Source organism: Oceanobacillus sojae (genome assembly GCF_900162665.1).
Classification (GTDB): Bacteria; Bacillota; Bacilli; order Bacillales; family Amphibacillaceae; genus Oceanobacillus; species Oceanobacillus sojae_A.
In genome coordinates this window covers 357,432-373,158 of sequence record NZ_LT727811.1, presented here as the reverse complement: position 1 = coordinate 373,158, position 15,727 = coordinate 357,432, and the positions used below count along the sequence as shown (strand labels likewise).

Genomic DNA, 15,727 nt, shown 5'->3' with positions numbered 1-15,727 from the left:
TATGGCAGAAACGCTAAATGCGAAAGAGACTTTGAGCAGCATCAAAGCAGTTGATAGACAGCAAACGCTATCCGCTCTGCAAGCAGAATTAGCGGATTCTCCGTATAAAATTGTTGTCCTTGATGATGATCCCACAGGAATTCAGACGGTACATGGTGTATCTGTTTATACAAATTGGGATAAAGCCTCGATTGAAGCAGGGTTTGAAGAAGAGGTAAGTATGTTTTTCATTTTGACAAACTCACGCGGATTTACTGAACAGGAAACGATTCGTTGTCATACAGACATTGCTGAGCGGGTCCAGACAGTATCTGAGGAAAAAGCCATTCCTTATATTTTAATCAGCCGTTCAGATTCTACAATGCGTGGGCACTACCCGCTGGAAACAGAGATTCTGAAAGAAACTATCGAAGAAAAGGGAGCAGTTTCCTTTGATGGAGAGGTCATTATTCCATTTTTCAAAGAGGGCGGAAGATTCACCATAAATAATGTTCACTATGTTCAGGATGGAGATGTCCTGGTTCCTGCCGGGGATACAGAATTTGCGAAGGATAGAACATTTGGATTTACTGCTTCTAATCTGGGGGAATGGGTAGAGGAAAAAACGAATGGCCGTTATACAAAAGAAAATACGATTTATATCTCTTTAGAGGATTTGCGTAACCAAAATGTAAATAAAATTAAAGATCAACTGCTGCAGGCAAAGGGTTTTCAAAAAATCGTAGTAAACGCAGCCGGCTATGAGGATGTAGAGGTTTTTGCTACGGCATTAATCAAAGCTATTCGTACCGGGAAGCATTTTATCTGCCGCAGCGCTGCTTCCTTAACGAAGGTACTTGGAGATATCAGTGATAAGCCTTTATTAACCAGAGAAGAAATGCTTATTTCTAAAAGCAGGGAAAACGGCGGACTGGTGGCAGTCGGTTCCCATGTGAAAAAGACAACAGAGCAATTACAGCATCTGTTGGATAGCGGGCTGGTACAGGGAATTGAATTTGATGTACATCTTGTTCAGGATGAAGAAAAGTTCAGAAAAGAAACAGAACGGGTACGTTTAGCCTGTGAAGAAGCAATTAAAAATGGACAATCTGTTGTTTACTATACGCGCAGAGAACGTCTGGATCTTGGAGAAAATAAAAAAGAAGAAGAATTAAAGCAATCTGTAAAAATTTCAGATGCGGTAACGAGTATTGTAAAGGATTTGGCAGTACAGCCGAGTTATATTGTTGCAAAGGGCGGAATTACTTCCAGCAGTATTGGAACAGAAGGGTTATCTGTGAAACGTGCAGAGGTAGCAGGACAGGTGAAGCCGGGTATCCCTGTTTGGAAAACTGGACCTGAGAGCAAATTTCCAAACGCTGCTTATATTATTTTTCCCGGGAATGTTGGGCAGCCGGAAACGTTAAAAGACGTTGTGGCAGTGCTAGAGGGTAAAGAGTAGGTGAAAAAACGTAATAGGAAGCATACTTTTTCTGCTCCCTATTACGTTTTAATATTTATCTAAAATTTATAGACGCTTGATTGCCGGCTCATAGATATCCTTTAAAGTCTGTACACTATGCCTGAATTTCTTCTGTTCATCCTCATTCATTGGTACCTCAATGATTTCTTGGACTCCTTTACGGCTAATGATAGTAGGGACGCCGATACATACATCCTCTACACCATATTGTCCTTGCAGATAGCTGCTCGTAGTCAACACAGTATGCTCGTTTTTTAAAATAGCTTCTGTAATCCGTACGAGACTCATAGCAATACCGTAAAAAGTTGCTCCCTTTTTCTCGATAATATGATAAGCTGCATCACGAACCTCTACAAAAATTTGATCAAGATCCTCGGCTTTATGATTTTCATGAGTTTCAAGGTACGTGTGAAGCGGTACTGGGCCAATCGTTGCTCTGCTCCAAAGTGGAAGCTCTGTATCTCCATGCTCACCAATGATATATGCGTGAACGGCTTTAGGGGAAATTTTAAAATACTCTCCCAGTTTATAACGGAGCCGTGCTGTATCTAGCGTTGTACCGCTTCCGATTACACGATGTGCAGGAAGACCACTAAATTCAATTACCGCTTGTGTTAAAACATCCACAGGATTCGTTGCAACTAAGAAAATTCCATCAAAGCCTGCAGCCATGACATCTTCAACAATGTTTTTAAAAATCTTCATATTTTTTTCAACGAGATCTAATCGTGTTTCACCTGGTTTCTGGTTTGCCCCTGCACAGAGACAGACGATATCCGCATCTTTACAGTCTTCGTAGTTCCCCTGCCAGATATTTGTGAGAGAAGGCGCAAAAGTCTTACCATGGTTTAAATCCCATACATCTCCAAGTGCTTTATCTGCATTTAAATCAATAATTGCTATTTCTTCCGTAACCCCTTGGTTCATTAAAGCAAATGCGTAGCTGATTCCAACTGCCCCTGATCCGATTAGAACAACTCTATCTACTTTTTGATATTTTGTTTCCATCTTTTCTCCCCACCCCTTAATGTTATCATTATACTTTACACTTATATTGTGAATCACTTCACAATATAAGTCAATAGAATTCTAATAAGTTTTCTTAACTTACAGCATATCTTGAAGAGATGGAAAAGTAAATAAATTCTCTTAGTTATCGCAGCAGCTGCTGTTTTTTTCTTGGTGATATTTTTGCTTTTCTAAGTGAATACAGCTTTTTAACTTTCTGCTAAAATAAATACCAGTTGAGATTCTGGAGGATATTTCTACAGTTTTCGGCTTGGGACTATTCTTCAAAATAATAAAACAAAAGAAGGCTAAAAGAAGTTACTTCAAGCGAATGAAATATAAAGAGAGTTTCATATAATATGCTTTTTATTTCCCAATATACAATGCTATACTGAAAATAACATAGAAAACGTGGTGATAACCGTGGCAGAAATAAAAAAAGTAAAAAACTTTACTCATATAGATATACATCCTTCTTTAAAAGATAAGCTGAAGGCAGTACAATCAATTCTTCAATCTGAGAAGTACCATGAATTATATATTGCTGAAAAAGATGGAAATGCAATTGCGCTGGCACTCAGCTGGCTAAACACTTTCCATCCATCAGCAAAATATATCCGCTTCTTTGCAGGGGAGGAGCAAGATGAAAATGTGTATATATATGAGCTGCTTGCTCCACTGCTTGGGAGTAAATCCACCCAGGATAAGTGGATTTACTCCTGCTGCTCCAATGAAAAAGATAACATTGCCATTGTTGAAGAAAAAGGATTTCATCTATTCCGGAGGACGTTTGAAGAAACAGTTGGAGTGACATGGATGCTGCAGCATTTAGATAGCCAGGCTATAGATGAAAAGATAACTCCTCTAAAAGAAGTGATGTCCGATTTGAAAAAGAAGCAGCAGTTCTTATCCAAAATAAAAACAGATTATGAACAGACACATGCAGATAACCCTGTTGGATGCTTTACACTTACTGAATGGGAAGAAATTTTAAGTAATGATTGTCCGGATGAAAGTAGGAGTTCTGTTTTATTTATAGAGGAAGAAATCGCCGCATACACCATGCTTCATCCTGGTGATACAGAAAATCATTATGAAATCGGCTGGCTTGGCTTAGATCAAACAAAACAGGATATCAAACTATTGAAACAGTTGTTATTCCGTCAATTACAGGTGCTCAAAGATAATGGCGTGCAGACAGTAGAAATAGAGGTCGATTCTACTAATCCTGTTGCGATGGGTTTATTTGATTTCCTGGAATTAAATAAGAGGAAATCATGGGATTCATATATTTTCAAATATTGATTGTGAAACAAAAAGAAACCTGCACAGGCAATCTGATTGCCTGTGCAGGTTTCCCGGCAAGATGTTTCATTTTGGATGCCGAAAACCGGAAGATCTCATTTTTGTCGTCTAAAAGAGGCAGATTGTTCTTTTAAAGGTTCATTCATAAGTGCCTCAACAGCCGGCATATCAGCAGGTGCCCAATGTAAAGAAGGTAAATTTTCTCTCTGCAGCCAGATAAGCTTGGCATGTTCATTTGTTTGGGGAACGCCTTGAACTAATTCTGCTTTAATGACGATAAGCTGAATAATAAAGGTATCATATTCATGGACATTTTCATGGAAAACCTCTTGAGCTTGAATCCTGCAGGACATTTCTTCATATAATTCACGCTCTAATGCGGTAAATAGGTTTTCGCCTTCTTTTACCTTTCCACCAGGGAATTCCCACATGTTTGGAAGGGACATCTGGCCGGAGCGTAATGCGCATAAAATCTCACGGTGCTCATTCTCTATAATCGCTGCAACAACCTGTACCGTTTTCTTCAACCTGAAACCCTCCTGCCTCTAATAAATACTCTCTCTCTAGGATAGCATGTTTAGATAGTTTCTGGAACGATACAGGCTGGCAAATCAGCTTTATTTTTCTTCATAGAAAGAGCGGAAATATGCATAAACAGCATTTTCTTTATCGAGAACTTTATATACCTTTCCTTTTTGATCTGGCGGAACAATCCGGATATATTCGTTCGTGATATAGAGATATAGATGTGTGTCATCAGACAGGCTCATTTCGACGGTATATTCCTGACTATCACTGGTGATTCTTCCACCGTTGTAGATCCGGACATCTTCAATCAGCATTCTGGTGATATCATTCGATCTATTTAAAACAATTTCTTCCTCACTTTCAGGAAGCACAGGTTCATCACTATTCATGTGACTGGAATCAGACTTCATAATAGTAATCGAATCAACATGTTTCCGTTCCCCTTCGCTGGTGAATTCATCAGCCAGAACGATTGGCAGATTTGTCGGCAGGGAGGTAAAGGAGATTTTAAAGTAGAAAATAGATATGAGCAAAATAATGATAATGAAAGCAAGGGTACTTCCGATAATTATGTATTTTTTAGGCATGGGTTTCTCTCCTTATAACATAGTCCCATGATTAGCATGTAACAAAATGAATAATAACATACTATGAATAAGAAGTAGAAAGGATATGACAGAAAAAGCCCGGTAATATATCACTGAGCTTTTTCTGCATTTATTAAGAAATAGATGTTGCTGTTTCTTGAACAACCTTATCCAATTCTTGAATATTTTTTACGCCTTCTGTTTGCAGCCACTTAGCAGCAGCTTCTCCATCAACATTTTTAAATTCAGACGTTGCCCCGCTCCAGGTTGCTCTGCCGCAGAGAACACCATTAAAGGTAGATTCTGCTTCCTTGGCAAAACGCAATGTTTCCTGGAATAATTCCGGTGTAACTCCTGCACTTAAGAAAATGAATGGCAGGTCAGTTGCCTCTGATTGTTCTTTGAAAACGGCTTTTGCTTCTGCTTGGGTTTGAGCTGTTTCCCCTTCTGCATAGCCTTCCACAAAATTCATATTGACAGGAACCTCTACCTTTAATACATCCACATTAAATCTTGGTTCACTGTAGCGTTTCATTGCTTCGATAACTTTTTTCGGTTTTACTTTAGCAAATTCTAATCCTTTTTCATTACCGATCGAATCGTCATAGGTAAGAATTTCTAAGAACAATGGAATGTCTTCTGCGACACACTCACTGCCGACACGCTCTACAAAGGCTTCTTTCACTTCATTAATTTCTTTGCTTTCATCTACGTCAACATAAATCAGCAATTTAATGGCATCAGCACCCTCTGCTTTCAGGTTTTTCACGGAGCAATTTGGAATTAAATCCGGAAAACGTCCAGGCTCCTGCTTATCATAGCCAGTTTGTTCATAGGCCAGGATTAATCCGCAGTTTGCGTCTCTTTTCTTCGCAGCTGCTAATCCATATTCAGGATCAAGCAGGATAGAAGAAGCATAAGGAGTAAGCTCTTCAGACACAAGCTGTTTGAAATCGGAGATCTGCTCACCGGAAATATCATCGCCCATCATTCTTCTTAGTGCCCCGCGCTGATCAATAGCAAGTGCGGAAATAATACCCTGGTCATTGATTAGTTTATCTAAATTTTTCATTTTTTAACGCCTCCAAGTAATAATTCTTTTATTTCAGCTTCAGTTGGAGAAGCTTTTAATTGATCGACAAATTCCTGGTTCATCAATTTTCTGGAAAGAGCAGATAAAATATCTAAATGTTCATTGCTGCTTCCATCCGGCACCAGAATACTGATAACAAAGTCTGTCGGTTTTCCATCCATTGCCGGCCAATCAATGCCTTCTGCTAATTGGACAACCATTAATTTTGCCTGCTGAATCGTTTCGCTCTTCACATGCGGGATAGCAATTCCGTTCTCCATACCTGTTGAGCCTTCTGATTCTCTTTTTTGCAGCCCATTTACTACTTTTTCTGCATCGGTTGCAATATTTAATGCTTCCGCTTTTTCTGCTATAAATGTCAGAACTTCATCCTTGGAACCCAGCTTTTGCTGCAGATAAATTTGATTTGTTTCTAAAAGACTGCCTTGCTCTTTGGAAGCAGGCTGTTCTTTTTGCGCTGGTGCAGCAGCTTGCTCAGGATTGTTTTTCCGTTGATGTCTTTTTTGTTCCAATGCCATTAAGAATCCGGAAATCACAGCACCAATCAGAATTGCCAGTACCCATAAGAAAGCATGTGTAACAACAGGAAGAACAATAAATCCTCCATGCGGCGCTGGTACTTCTACTTTAAATGTATAAGTCAGCATGGCAGCGATAGAAGAACCTACCATAATAATCGGGATAATGGTAAAAGGTCTTTTAGCTGCAAAAGGAATTGCACCCTCTGTAATGTGCGTTGAGCCTAATAGAAAATTGACATAGCCGGCACTTGCTTCGGCCTGGTTATAACTGCGCCGGGCGAACAATACAGAGAATCCTGTTGCCAGCGGTGGCACGATACAAGCAGCAGACACACCTGCCATAAATAAGAAATTGCCTTGTGCAAGGAGTGCTGTTCCTGTTACATAAGCAGCCTTGTTGACCGGGCCGCCCATATCAAATGCACTCATAACACCTACAATCAATCCTAATAAGAGTGGGTTCGAATCCTGGAAACTGCTTAGGAAGTCCATCATTCCCTGATTAATTGCTTCCATTGGAACGGATAGATACCACATCGCAAATCCGCCAATAAAGATACCTAGGACCGGAATTAAGAAAATTGCTTTTAAGCCGTCTAATGATTTTGGCAGATTCTTTAATGCTTTCATGAGCAGTAAAACAAGACCACCAGCTAAGAAACCGCCAACAATTCCGCCTAAAAATCCTGTACCGTTTGTATCAGCAATCATACCGACAATAAAACCAATAATAAGGCCGGGTCTGTTACCGATGGATTGCGCGATATATGCACTTAATACAGGAACCATCAGTCCCATAGCCAATCCGCCAATGGTATTCATTTGTTCGGCAATGACATTATACTGGGATGATTCAGGGTCTGCTGAATAAATTCCAAACATAAAGGAAACAGCAATCATCACCCCGCCGGCAACAACTAAAGGAAGCATATGGCTGACACCATTCATCAAATGCACATAGAGCTGGTGCCAGATATTGGCTGAGCCCTGGTCGCTGTTGTCGTTATTTGAGGGAGCAGCTTCCCCTGATCCTTTATAGACAGCGACATCTCCTGAGATAGCTCTATCGATTAATTCCCCAGGGTTTTTAATCCCTTTTGAAACAGAAACGTTAATCACTTTTTTACCATGGAAACGGTCAATGTCCACGTTTTTATCAGCAGCAATAATAATGACCTCTGCATCTTTAATTTCCTGCGCAGTAAACTGATTTTCTGTGCCTCTTTGCCCGTGTGTCTCTACTTTAATGGAAACGCCTTTTTCTTCAGCAGTTTTCTCGAGCGCTTCTGCAGCCATAAATGTATGCGCAATTCCTGTTGGACAGCCGGTAACGCCTAAAAAACGATATGTCATGATTTTTCACCCTTTCATTTATACGGTTACTATTTTTACTTCTAAGTTTTCCATCAATTGTCCGACATCCTCGAAATCTGTTAGTCCTGAACGGAAAGCAGTAGAGGAGCCAGCAGCCACAGCTTTTTTTAATGCTGTTTCAGGTGTGTTAGTCTGTAAAGTACTGTAAAAAGTAGCTAATGTCGTATCTCCGGCACATGCTGTATTCACTACCTCCCCTTTTGGTGCAGGGCAGTAGAGTGCTGTTTCTTTATTGACAAAGTAAGCACCTCGTCCTCCCATAGATACTAAGATATTTTGACAGCCTTTATCTAATAATTTTTGGGCTGCGTGAATGATTGCCTGTTCTGAATCTAAGTTATCCTCTGGGAACAGGTTTTGGAGCTCATCGTCATTCGGTTTAATTAAATAAGGCTGATAGTGAACTAATTCACTTAAGATCGGGTGACTTATATCTAAAATTAATCGAAACCCGATATCAGAAGCGTGCTTCGCGATTGCTGTCAGAATGGACGGTTCCACGCCTTTGGGCAGGCTGCCTGATACAAATAAAACATCTTCCTTTGTAAATCCGGAGATTTTACCTAATAATTCATCTATTTTTATATCCGTTATTTCCGGACCGCTATTGACGATTTTATACTCGCCCTGATTTGATTTTACAAACGCATTAATTCTTGTGACGCCGTCTACTTCTGTAAAATCCATGGCGATACCCATTTTTTTAAGCTCATCCTGAATATAATGACCGCTGAAGCCGGCTATATAACCGATAGCTGTAGAAGGGGTACCAAGTTTATTTAGAATAATCGATATGTTAACTCCCTTGCCGTTTGGCTGGAATTCATCGTATATACTTCGATTCACCTTATCAGGAAGAAAATCCTCCATTTCGATGAACATATCAATTGCTGTATTTAACGTACATGTATAGATCATGGCATTCATCCTTTCCTTCTTAAAGTATGGCACAGCAGAAAATGAAAATGTTTGCATTATATGTGTTATAGTTAGAAAATAGATGAAAAAGATTTCAAAATAAGCGGGTGTTTTGTGTGAATTTTCAACAGCGGATTCAGCATTACTATAATGAATTAAGCAGCAGCGATAAGCATTTATTAAATTATATAGAATCGCACTATTCGACGATGGGGGATATTTCGATTACTCAGTTGAGTGAGGAAGCAAATGTCTCTACTTCCACGATTGTCCGATGTATGAAGAAGCTTCAATACCGGGGATTTACAGATTTTAAATTTCAATTTATCTCGGAGAAATCACAGCAGTTTCCGGGAGCGCTGGAGAAAATTAAAAATATTGATTCGCAAATCCAGTCGGCCATCTTCAAAAATCAGGAGGAAGTGATAAATACGTTAAATTATCTGGATTCCTCTCTGATAGAAGACGCATTAGTTGCTGTGAAATATAGTAAAAAAATTACGATATTCGCCAGGGGCTTTTCAGAGCATATTTCTAATGAGATGACAGTAAAGCTGCAGCTCCTTGACAAACATTGCGAAGAGCATACAGATCCGAATATTATCCGTATTAAAGCGAAAAAATTTACCAGGGATGATTTAGTTATCTTTGTTTCGTTAAATGGAGAGACCAGAGAGCTGGTGGAGGCTGCACAATTTTGTAAGCAAAATAACGTAAAAACGATTCTGCTTACAACGAATAAGGAGAGCAGTCTGTTTCAGCTGTGTGATATTAATCTGTTGGGTTATAAGTCGAAGCAGAGCTTTTTTCCTGATTATGAGGTGCGTTCACGGTTGCCGCTGCAGGTACTGGCAAGGATATTTCTGGATGCGTATGTGATTCGGTTTAAGTAGTTTTTTGGAGAAAAAATAGGATGCTTTATAACCTAAGTAAATAAATCCCAATGGGAATATTAAGGAAATAATTCTCTGCGTGCTAATTTTTGAAATTGGAATATACGACCTGGCATATTCATAAAAATGTAGAAACACTTGTAATTTTAAGTGGATCTGCATTTTTTTCAGGTTTTTCAGTCACTACAACATAGTTATCTTTGTTTTCTTATTTTATGACAGCGCTTTCTTTTGTGTGGATTAAATTTGAATAGAGAGGGTGTCTTGCGATGAAAGCTAAAAATCTGACTAGAAATATACTTATTGCGTTGGTAGCAGGAGCCGTTGTCGGGATGGCAATGACATTTGCACCTGAAAGCTTTTTTGGTCCTCTGGATAGGTATGTGTTAGACCCGGTTGGTCAAGTATTTATTAATCTTATTATGATGCTGGTTGTCCCTTTAGTATTTGTGTCCATTGTTTTAGGAACAGCAGGTCTTGGCGAACCAGCAAAATTGGGAAGAATCGGTGTTTTTACGATTGCTTTCTTTTTAACAACTACAGCGATTGCTATCAGTATTGGTTTGGCATTAGCTTATCTAGTGAAGCCAGGGAGAACTGGCATTTTTGATACATCCAACCTGGGCGATTATACACCAAGTGAAGCACCGCCTATTATGGAGACATTGATTAATATTATACCGTCTAATCCGATAGCGGCAATGTCTTCTGGAGAAATGCTGCAAATTATTGCCTTTGCTGTATTTATAGGAATTGCATTGGCCTATTTGAGTAATAAGACAAAAGGTATTTTTAACTTATTTGAACAAGCAAATGATATTTTGGGATGGCTTGTTATGTTGGTTATGCGTTTTGCCCCGTATGGCGCTTTTGCTCTAATTGCATCAGCAATTGGAGGTGCCGGACTGGACGCAGTTGGCTCGATGTTGAGTTATATGTTAACAGTCATAGCAGGGCTGCTGCTGCATGCTTTGCTTATTTATTCTTTGGCTATCGGATTCTTAGGACACGGGAATCCAATTAAATTCTATAAAGAATTTTTCCCGGCGATGACAGTAGGGTTTAGTACAGCTAGTTCGAATGCAACGCTTCCCTTAGCGATGAAAACAGCACAAGAAAATCTGGGTGTAAAGAAAGAAATCAGCAGCTTCGTACAGCCGCTTGGAGCAACCATTAATATGGATGGGACAGCTATTATGCAGGCTGTTGCGACTGTCTTTATTTCGCAGGTTTATGATTTGCCTCTTACGATGATCGATCTTTTAATGGTTGTGCTTGTTGCCACCCTAGCAAGTGTTGGTACTGCTGGTGTGCCGGGTGTTGGATTGATTATGCTGGCCATGGTGCTGAATCAGGTTGGTCTTCCTGTTGAAGGGATCGCATTAATTATTGGTATTGACCGGGTTCTTGATATGTTAAGAACGTCTCTCAATATCTCTGGTGATGCGGCATGTGCCTATATTTTATCTGAGCGGGAAAAGCGGAAGGATAAAAAGCAGATGAATGGATAGGAATAAAAAAATTGGATTTTTTTCTCTTGTCCGAATCTTTTAGGGCTTATTAAGAAAAGTATCCTAATGAAAGCAGCATAATCCAAATAAGGATTACGCTGCTTTTCCTTTACATGAAAAAAGATATTATAAACCAGCATATATAGAAAATGATAGGAAGGATTGAAATGAAGGCACCAATCCTTTTTAATTGAAATAAATAATAAAAAGTTGCTCCAAAAGCCCAGACAGCAATAAGTAAAAAGAAGTTCAGACCAAAATTATCATTATCTCCCTCAGCAATAGCTCTTCCAGTGAAAAAGAAAGATAAGATGATAGTGATAAATCCCGTTATGATGAAATAAAGCAGGGAGGAACGATTGTTGTTTCCTCTTAATTTATTTTCAGAAGTTGACCTCATGAGAAATCCTCTCCTATTCAAGTAATTAATTAAATCTTTGTGCAAGAAGTTAAATGCTTTCCTATATTTAATTGTATACCCTCTAAATATTCTCTGTAAATTAATTGCATTTCATTCACAATTGTACGCAATCAATTTTTTTGTTTAATAATCCAATGTCAGGGAAAATGACTTTTAAATAATATAAAGGACAAATTTTAAAATACGAGGTGCCATATGAAGAATAAAGCTCCCTTAATAGGTTACTCCCTCATTTTTCTCGGAGCGGCGCTTATTATTACAGATGCTGGTGCACTATTTAATATGTATTACCTCTATTATATTTCCATAATTGTTGGTATAATCATTCTTTTGACTTATTATTTAATAACCAGGAGTGAAAAGAATCTGCTTTGCAGAATAGGATTCCATAAGTTCGAGCATATTGGCTGGGATGATGAAGTTTCATTTCGTCTTATTTATCGTTGCCGGCGATGCGGGTATGTGAAAAGAGTAATAAGAAGCTCCGGCGGGGGAGGGATGTAACAGTTAAGGAAATGAGAATAACAACAACTCTAAAGAGGCAGAAGAGGAAGAAGGGAAGCGATCAGTTATGAAAGACTGGAAGACGAGTGGTATGTAATTTCCTATTTTGACGAAACAAATAATATTTATAAAAAATCAATCTTAGCCAATGGTTATGTAGCTAATCTCTTCATTGAATATCCGGCAGTTTTATGAGAAGAATACAAGGCGATGGAGGAACAACGGGTTTCTGAGATATCTCAGATATCTTACAACAAAAGCATCGTGTGTTTTGATGGCTTCCCAACCTGCAACACCGATGCTTTTAGCAGTATAACCTTTATACTCAAAAAGGCTTTGTAATCATCAAAGCGATAATAATTAAAAACATCGTATTAATCAGATGCTCATAGAAAAATAATCGCTTAGACAATGTGAAATATTCTGCAGGAATGTCTTCCCCTTTATGTTCCTTTAATAAAGCTTTAATGGGCTTAGAACTGGAAACTAATACAGTAGGACCGGACACCAGCGCAAGTAAGAAAAGAACTAAACTTGTAATATACCATCCCTGCTGGAAAAGATACATATTTAAAAATCCCATCCATAATCCGGTTACCAATAGCAATGTGCCGCCGATCATAACAAATTTGTGCAACTTGTTTCGCAGTGCATACGCATGCCGCAGCTCTGTTATATTAGAAGCCTTTTTAGCAATTGGCGTCATCACAAAACCGGGTCCCATCCCTAAAATAGCAGAAAATATATGTATAAATACGAGAATTTCATAAAATGTCATATTGAAAGCTACCCCCAAAATCAAATAGCATGCGTTCGAGCCTGCAGGATGTAGGTCACAAAGGCGTTGCGACACGACGTCGCGTACTTAGTCTTTGCTCTTTATGGAAATGGAGAAAACATGATTAGAAAGCATGCTCCTTAAGTGTTTTTTGTTTCAGGATAAACCATGTAAAGTAGGAGCCTATCATGGCGAGCAAAATCTTTACGGCAACCAGTGGAATCACAAAATAAATGGTAAATGACAGGGATAACCATAAAACGGATACGGCAGTAATTTTTACTTTTAACGGAATCCCTTTTCCCGCACGGTAATTTTTAATATAAGAACCAAAGTATTTATTTTCAAGCAGCCAATTATATAATTTTTCGGAGCTTTTCGCATAGCATGCTGCGGACAATAACAAAAATGGCGTCGTAGGTAACAGCGGTAAAATAATACCGATTATTCCTAAACCGAGCGACAGGGATCCGCAGCTGATTAATAATGCCTTTTTCATTATCAACACCAACTTCAGCTTAGAATGAAATGCTATCTGGAGTATCAGCCTATATTTTTTTCATGAGAAATCACTTCTATTTTACAATATAATTGCTGCCCATACAGGAAAATAAAATGACTAATTTGTGTAGTTTTCAATTTGTGCAAAAAGAAGTAAAGGAGTAATTTGGGAGCTTATTATTATCAATCAGATATAAGCATAAATTAAAACGTGCTGCTCTTTTTCTGTATAGAGACAGCACGTTTCTGCTTATTTTATTTCCGGACAGTCTAAAAAACCAGCTGATTTTCTTTTTCCTGAATCAATTCCACAATTTCATTCTTTTCATTCATCACAGCAACCTTTGGCACATGCTTTTTAACTTCTTCCTGATTTAGCTGTACATAAGAAATAATGATAATGACATCGTCAAGCTGTACTAATCGGGCAGCTGCCCCGTTCAGACAAATTTTACCGCTTCCGCGTTCTCCTGCAATCACATAGGTCTCCAGGCGTGCACCATTGTTGTTGTTCACGATAGCAACCTTTTCATTGGGCAGAATATCGACGGCATCTAAAATATCGGCGTCAATCGTGATACTGCCGACATAATTTAAGTTGGCCTCTGTGACCCGTGCGCGGTGAATCTTGCCGTTCATCATTGTTCTAATCATGATTGTCTCCTTTAATAATGATATTATCAATCAGTCTGGCTTTGGAAAACTTCACAGCCAGAGATATAAAAATCTGACTGGTAATCTGTGGCTGCTCCACCAGCTCCGGATAGCTGTAAACAGCAATATCCTCTACACTTCCAGAAGTATTTTTGGTAAGGTGCTCGTTGATTGTATTAATCAAAACAGCGCTGTTTCTTTCCCCGGCGTCATATCGCTCTTTTGCCTTGATCAGACTTTGATATAAATGGACTGCCTCCTGGCGCTCCTGTTCAGTTAAATAGACATTGCGTGAACTTTTGGCCAGACCATCTGCTTCTCTTATTGTATCCACCCCGATAATTTCAATGGGATGATTAAACTCTGCGACCATTCTTTCAATAATCGCAAGCTGCTGTGCATCCTTTTTACCAAAATAGGCAAAGTCAGGACGAATAATATTAAATAGCTTATTTACGACGGTAACAACGCCGTCAAAATGGCCAGGGCGTTTGGCTCCTTCCAGCACCTCAGCCATGCGGTTTACTTTTACAGAAATAGCTAACGGGTCTGGATACATTTCCCCCACACTTGGATAGAAAACATAATCGGTTCCAAGTGCATCCAATTTTGCCTGATCGCTGTCAATATCTCTCGGATAGGCATTGAAATCTTCATTCGGACCAAATTGAAGCGGATTTACAAATACGCTGACAACAGTAACGTCATTATTTTGCAATGAGGCTTTAACCATTGTTAAATGACCATCATGTAAAGCACCCATTGTAGGGACGAAGCCAATTTGTTTTTGTTCTTTTTTTAAGGCTCTCACAATATCTTTCATTTCTTGTACCGTTGTTATTCGTTGGGTCATGCGTCTACCTCATCCATAATTTGTTTCTTATACGTAAATTCTGCTGAAGGGAAGATACCAGCTTTTACTTCTTCGTGATAGGCTTTTAATGCATCCACACCTATTGTAAAGTCTCCATAGCGTTTCACAAATTTTGGCTTACGGTCGACGCCATAATTTAACACATCATGATAAACAAGGACTTGCCCGTCTGTATCTGCTCCAGCACCGATACCAATAACGGGAATGGATAAATTTCTGGAGATGGTTGCTGCAAGATCACTTGGGATTGCTTCCAGGACAAGCATGACAGCCCCGCTTTGCTGGACCAGCTTTGCTTCTTCAATTAACGTCTCAGCTTCTTCTTTAGATGCTGCCTGAAGTTTATAGCCGGTAATGCCGAAGCTTTGCGGGGTCAAACCCAGATGAGCAACGACCGGGATGCCATTCTGTGTACATTTTTTAATTAAAGGAGCGGTATGCGCCCCTTCAATTTTTAATGCATTGGCTTTTGTTTCCCGATATAATTCAACTGCATGCTGCATATCTATTTTTTCGTCTACACCAGCTGCTCCAAACGGCATATCAACGACTATGAATGTATCATTTGCTCCCCGGCGTACAGCTTTGCCGTGATGTTTCATATCGTCTGGTGTCACCTGAACCGTGCTTTCATAACCAAGGACCGTCATGCCGAGCGAGTCTCCGACAAGGATGATATCCAGCCCGGCCTGCTCTGCCTGCTTACTGCTCGGATAATCATATGCCGTGAGCATTGTTATTTTCTCTCCGTTATTTTTCATTTCCATGAAATCTTTAAGGAGTTTCACTTCTAGA

The 15,727-nt window shown here is 39.3% G+C and carries 17 protein-coding genes; 5 read left to right on the top strand and 12 right to left on the bottom strand.

What is annotated here, in order from left to right; genetic code table 11:
- Position 1: 1 nt before the first annotated feature.
- A complete protein-coding gene (locus tag BN1068_RS09080) occupies positions 2-1,441 on the top strand; it encodes a four-carbon acid sugar kinase family protein (protein ID WP_077602539.1) in 1,440 nt (479 codons plus the stop codon).
- Positions 1,442-1,507: 66 nt separating this feature from the next.
- On the opposite strand, the gene BN1068_RS09075 is transcribed toward BN1068_RS09080, so the two are convergent.
- Positions 1,508-2,470 (bottom strand): L-lactate dehydrogenase, encoded by a 963-nt coding sequence (locus BN1068_RS09075; RefSeq protein WP_077602538.1) that lies wholly within the window; start codon positions 2,468-2,470, stop codon positions 1,508-1,510.
- A 423-nt stretch (positions 2,471-2,893) separates the two neighbouring features.
- On the opposite strand from BN1068_RS09075, the gene BN1068_RS09070 reads away from it, so the two are divergent.
- A complete protein-coding gene (locus BN1068_RS09070) occupies positions 2,894-3,775 on the top strand; it encodes a GNAT family N-acetyltransferase (protein WP_077602537.1) in 882 nt (293 codons plus the stop codon).
- A gap of 95 nt (positions 3,776-3,870) precedes the next feature.
- Here the strand turns inward: BN1068_RS09070 and BN1068_RS09065 are convergent, their stop codons facing one another.
- The 5 genes from BN1068_RS09065 to pfkB form a co-directional block, all read right to left on the bottom strand.
- Positions 3,871-4,302, bottom strand: a complete 432-nt coding sequence (locus BN1068_RS09065; protein WP_077602536.1) for a (deoxy)nucleoside triphosphate pyrophosphohydrolase — start codon at positions 4,300-4,302, stop codon at positions 3,871-3,873.
- Positions 4,303-4,392: 90 nt separating this feature from the next.
- Entirely contained in the window at positions 4,393-4,890 is a 498-nt protein-coding gene (locus BN1068_RS09060) for a hypothetical protein (RefSeq protein WP_077602535.1), read from the bottom strand.
- 133 nt (positions 4,891-5,023) lie between these two features.
- Positions 5,024-5,962, bottom strand: coding sequence for a tagatose-bisphosphate aldolase (gene lacD, locus BN1068_RS09055; protein ID WP_077602534.1), 939 nt, complete (start codon positions 5,960-5,962; stop codon positions 5,024-5,026).
- Entirely contained in the window at positions 5,959-7,857 is a 1,899-nt protein-coding gene (locus BN1068_RS09050; RefSeq protein ID WP_077602533.1) for a fructose-specific PTS transporter subunit EIIC, read from the bottom strand. Before BN1068_RS09050 ends, lacD begins: the two co-directional genes overlap by 4 nt.
- Before the next feature lie 18 nt (positions 7,858-7,875).
- Positions 7,876-8,805: a 1-phosphofructokinase gene (gene pfkB, locus BN1068_RS09045; protein WP_254846739.1), complete on the bottom strand. Its 930-nt coding sequence runs from the start codon at positions 8,803-8,805 to the stop codon at positions 7,876-7,878.
- 107 nt (positions 8,806-8,912) lie between these two features.
- Between pfkB and BN1068_RS09040 the strand changes: the two genes are divergently transcribed.
- Both BN1068_RS09040 and BN1068_RS09035 read left to right on the top strand, forming a co-directional pair.
- Complete coding sequence (locus BN1068_RS09040) at positions 8,913-9,689, top strand: MurR/RpiR family transcriptional regulator (RefSeq protein WP_077602532.1); 777 nt, start codon at positions 8,913-8,915, stop codon at positions 9,687-9,689.
- Positions 9,690-9,958: 269 nt separating this feature from the next.
- Complete coding sequence (locus tag BN1068_RS09035) at positions 9,959-11,200, top strand: dicarboxylate/amino acid:cation symporter (RefSeq protein ID WP_077602531.1); 1,242 nt, start codon at positions 9,959-9,961, stop codon at positions 11,198-11,200.
- 109 nt (positions 11,201-11,309) lie between these two features.
- On the opposite strand, the gene BN1068_RS09030 is transcribed toward BN1068_RS09035, so the two are convergent.
- Positions 11,310-11,600 carry a hypothetical protein gene (locus BN1068_RS09030; protein WP_077602530.1) on the bottom strand — a complete coding sequence of 97 codons (291 nt, stop codon included), beginning with the start codon at positions 11,598-11,600 and terminating at the stop codon, positions 11,310-11,312.
- Positions 11,601-11,816: 216 nt separating this feature from the next.
- Here BN1068_RS09030 and BN1068_RS09025 point away from each other — a divergent pair, with 216 nt between their 5' ends.
- On the top strand, positions 11,817-12,125 hold the full coding sequence (locus BN1068_RS09025; protein WP_077602529.1) for a hypothetical protein: 309 nt from the start codon (positions 11,817-11,819) through the stop codon (positions 12,123-12,125).
- A gap of 325 nt (positions 12,126-12,450) precedes the next feature.
- On the opposite strand, the gene BN1068_RS09020 is transcribed toward BN1068_RS09025, so the two are convergent.
- The 5 genes from BN1068_RS09020 to panB all read right to left on the bottom strand — a co-directional run bounded on the left by BN1068_RS09020 (position 12,451) and on the right by panB (position 15,720).
- Positions 12,451-12,903: a DUF2269 domain-containing protein gene (locus tag BN1068_RS09020; protein ID WP_077602528.1), complete on the bottom strand. Its 453-nt coding sequence runs from the start codon at positions 12,901-12,903 to the stop codon at positions 12,451-12,453.
- 124 nt (positions 12,904-13,027) lie between these two features.
- Positions 13,028-13,402, bottom strand: coding sequence for a YbaN family protein (locus tag BN1068_RS09015; protein WP_077602527.1), 375 nt, complete (start codon positions 13,400-13,402; stop codon positions 13,028-13,030).
- 272 nt (positions 13,403-13,674) lie between these two features.
- Positions 13,675-14,058: an aspartate 1-decarboxylase gene (gene panD / locus BN1068_RS09010; RefSeq protein ID WP_077602526.1), complete on the bottom strand. Its 384-nt coding sequence runs from the start codon at positions 14,056-14,058 to the stop codon at positions 13,675-13,677.
- Positions 14,051-14,911, bottom strand: coding sequence for a pantoate--beta-alanine ligase (panC, locus tag BN1068_RS09005; protein ID WP_077602525.1), 861 nt, complete (start codon positions 14,909-14,911; stop codon positions 14,051-14,053). The genes panD and panC overlap by 8 nt, the downstream gene beginning before the upstream one ends.
- On the bottom strand, positions 14,908-15,720 hold the full coding sequence (gene panB, locus BN1068_RS09000) for a 3-methyl-2-oxobutanoate hydroxymethyltransferase (RefSeq protein WP_077602524.1): 813 nt from the start codon (positions 15,718-15,720) through the stop codon (positions 14,908-14,910). Before panB ends, panC begins: the two co-directional genes overlap by 4 nt.
- Positions 15,721-15,727 lie beyond the last annotated feature (7 nt).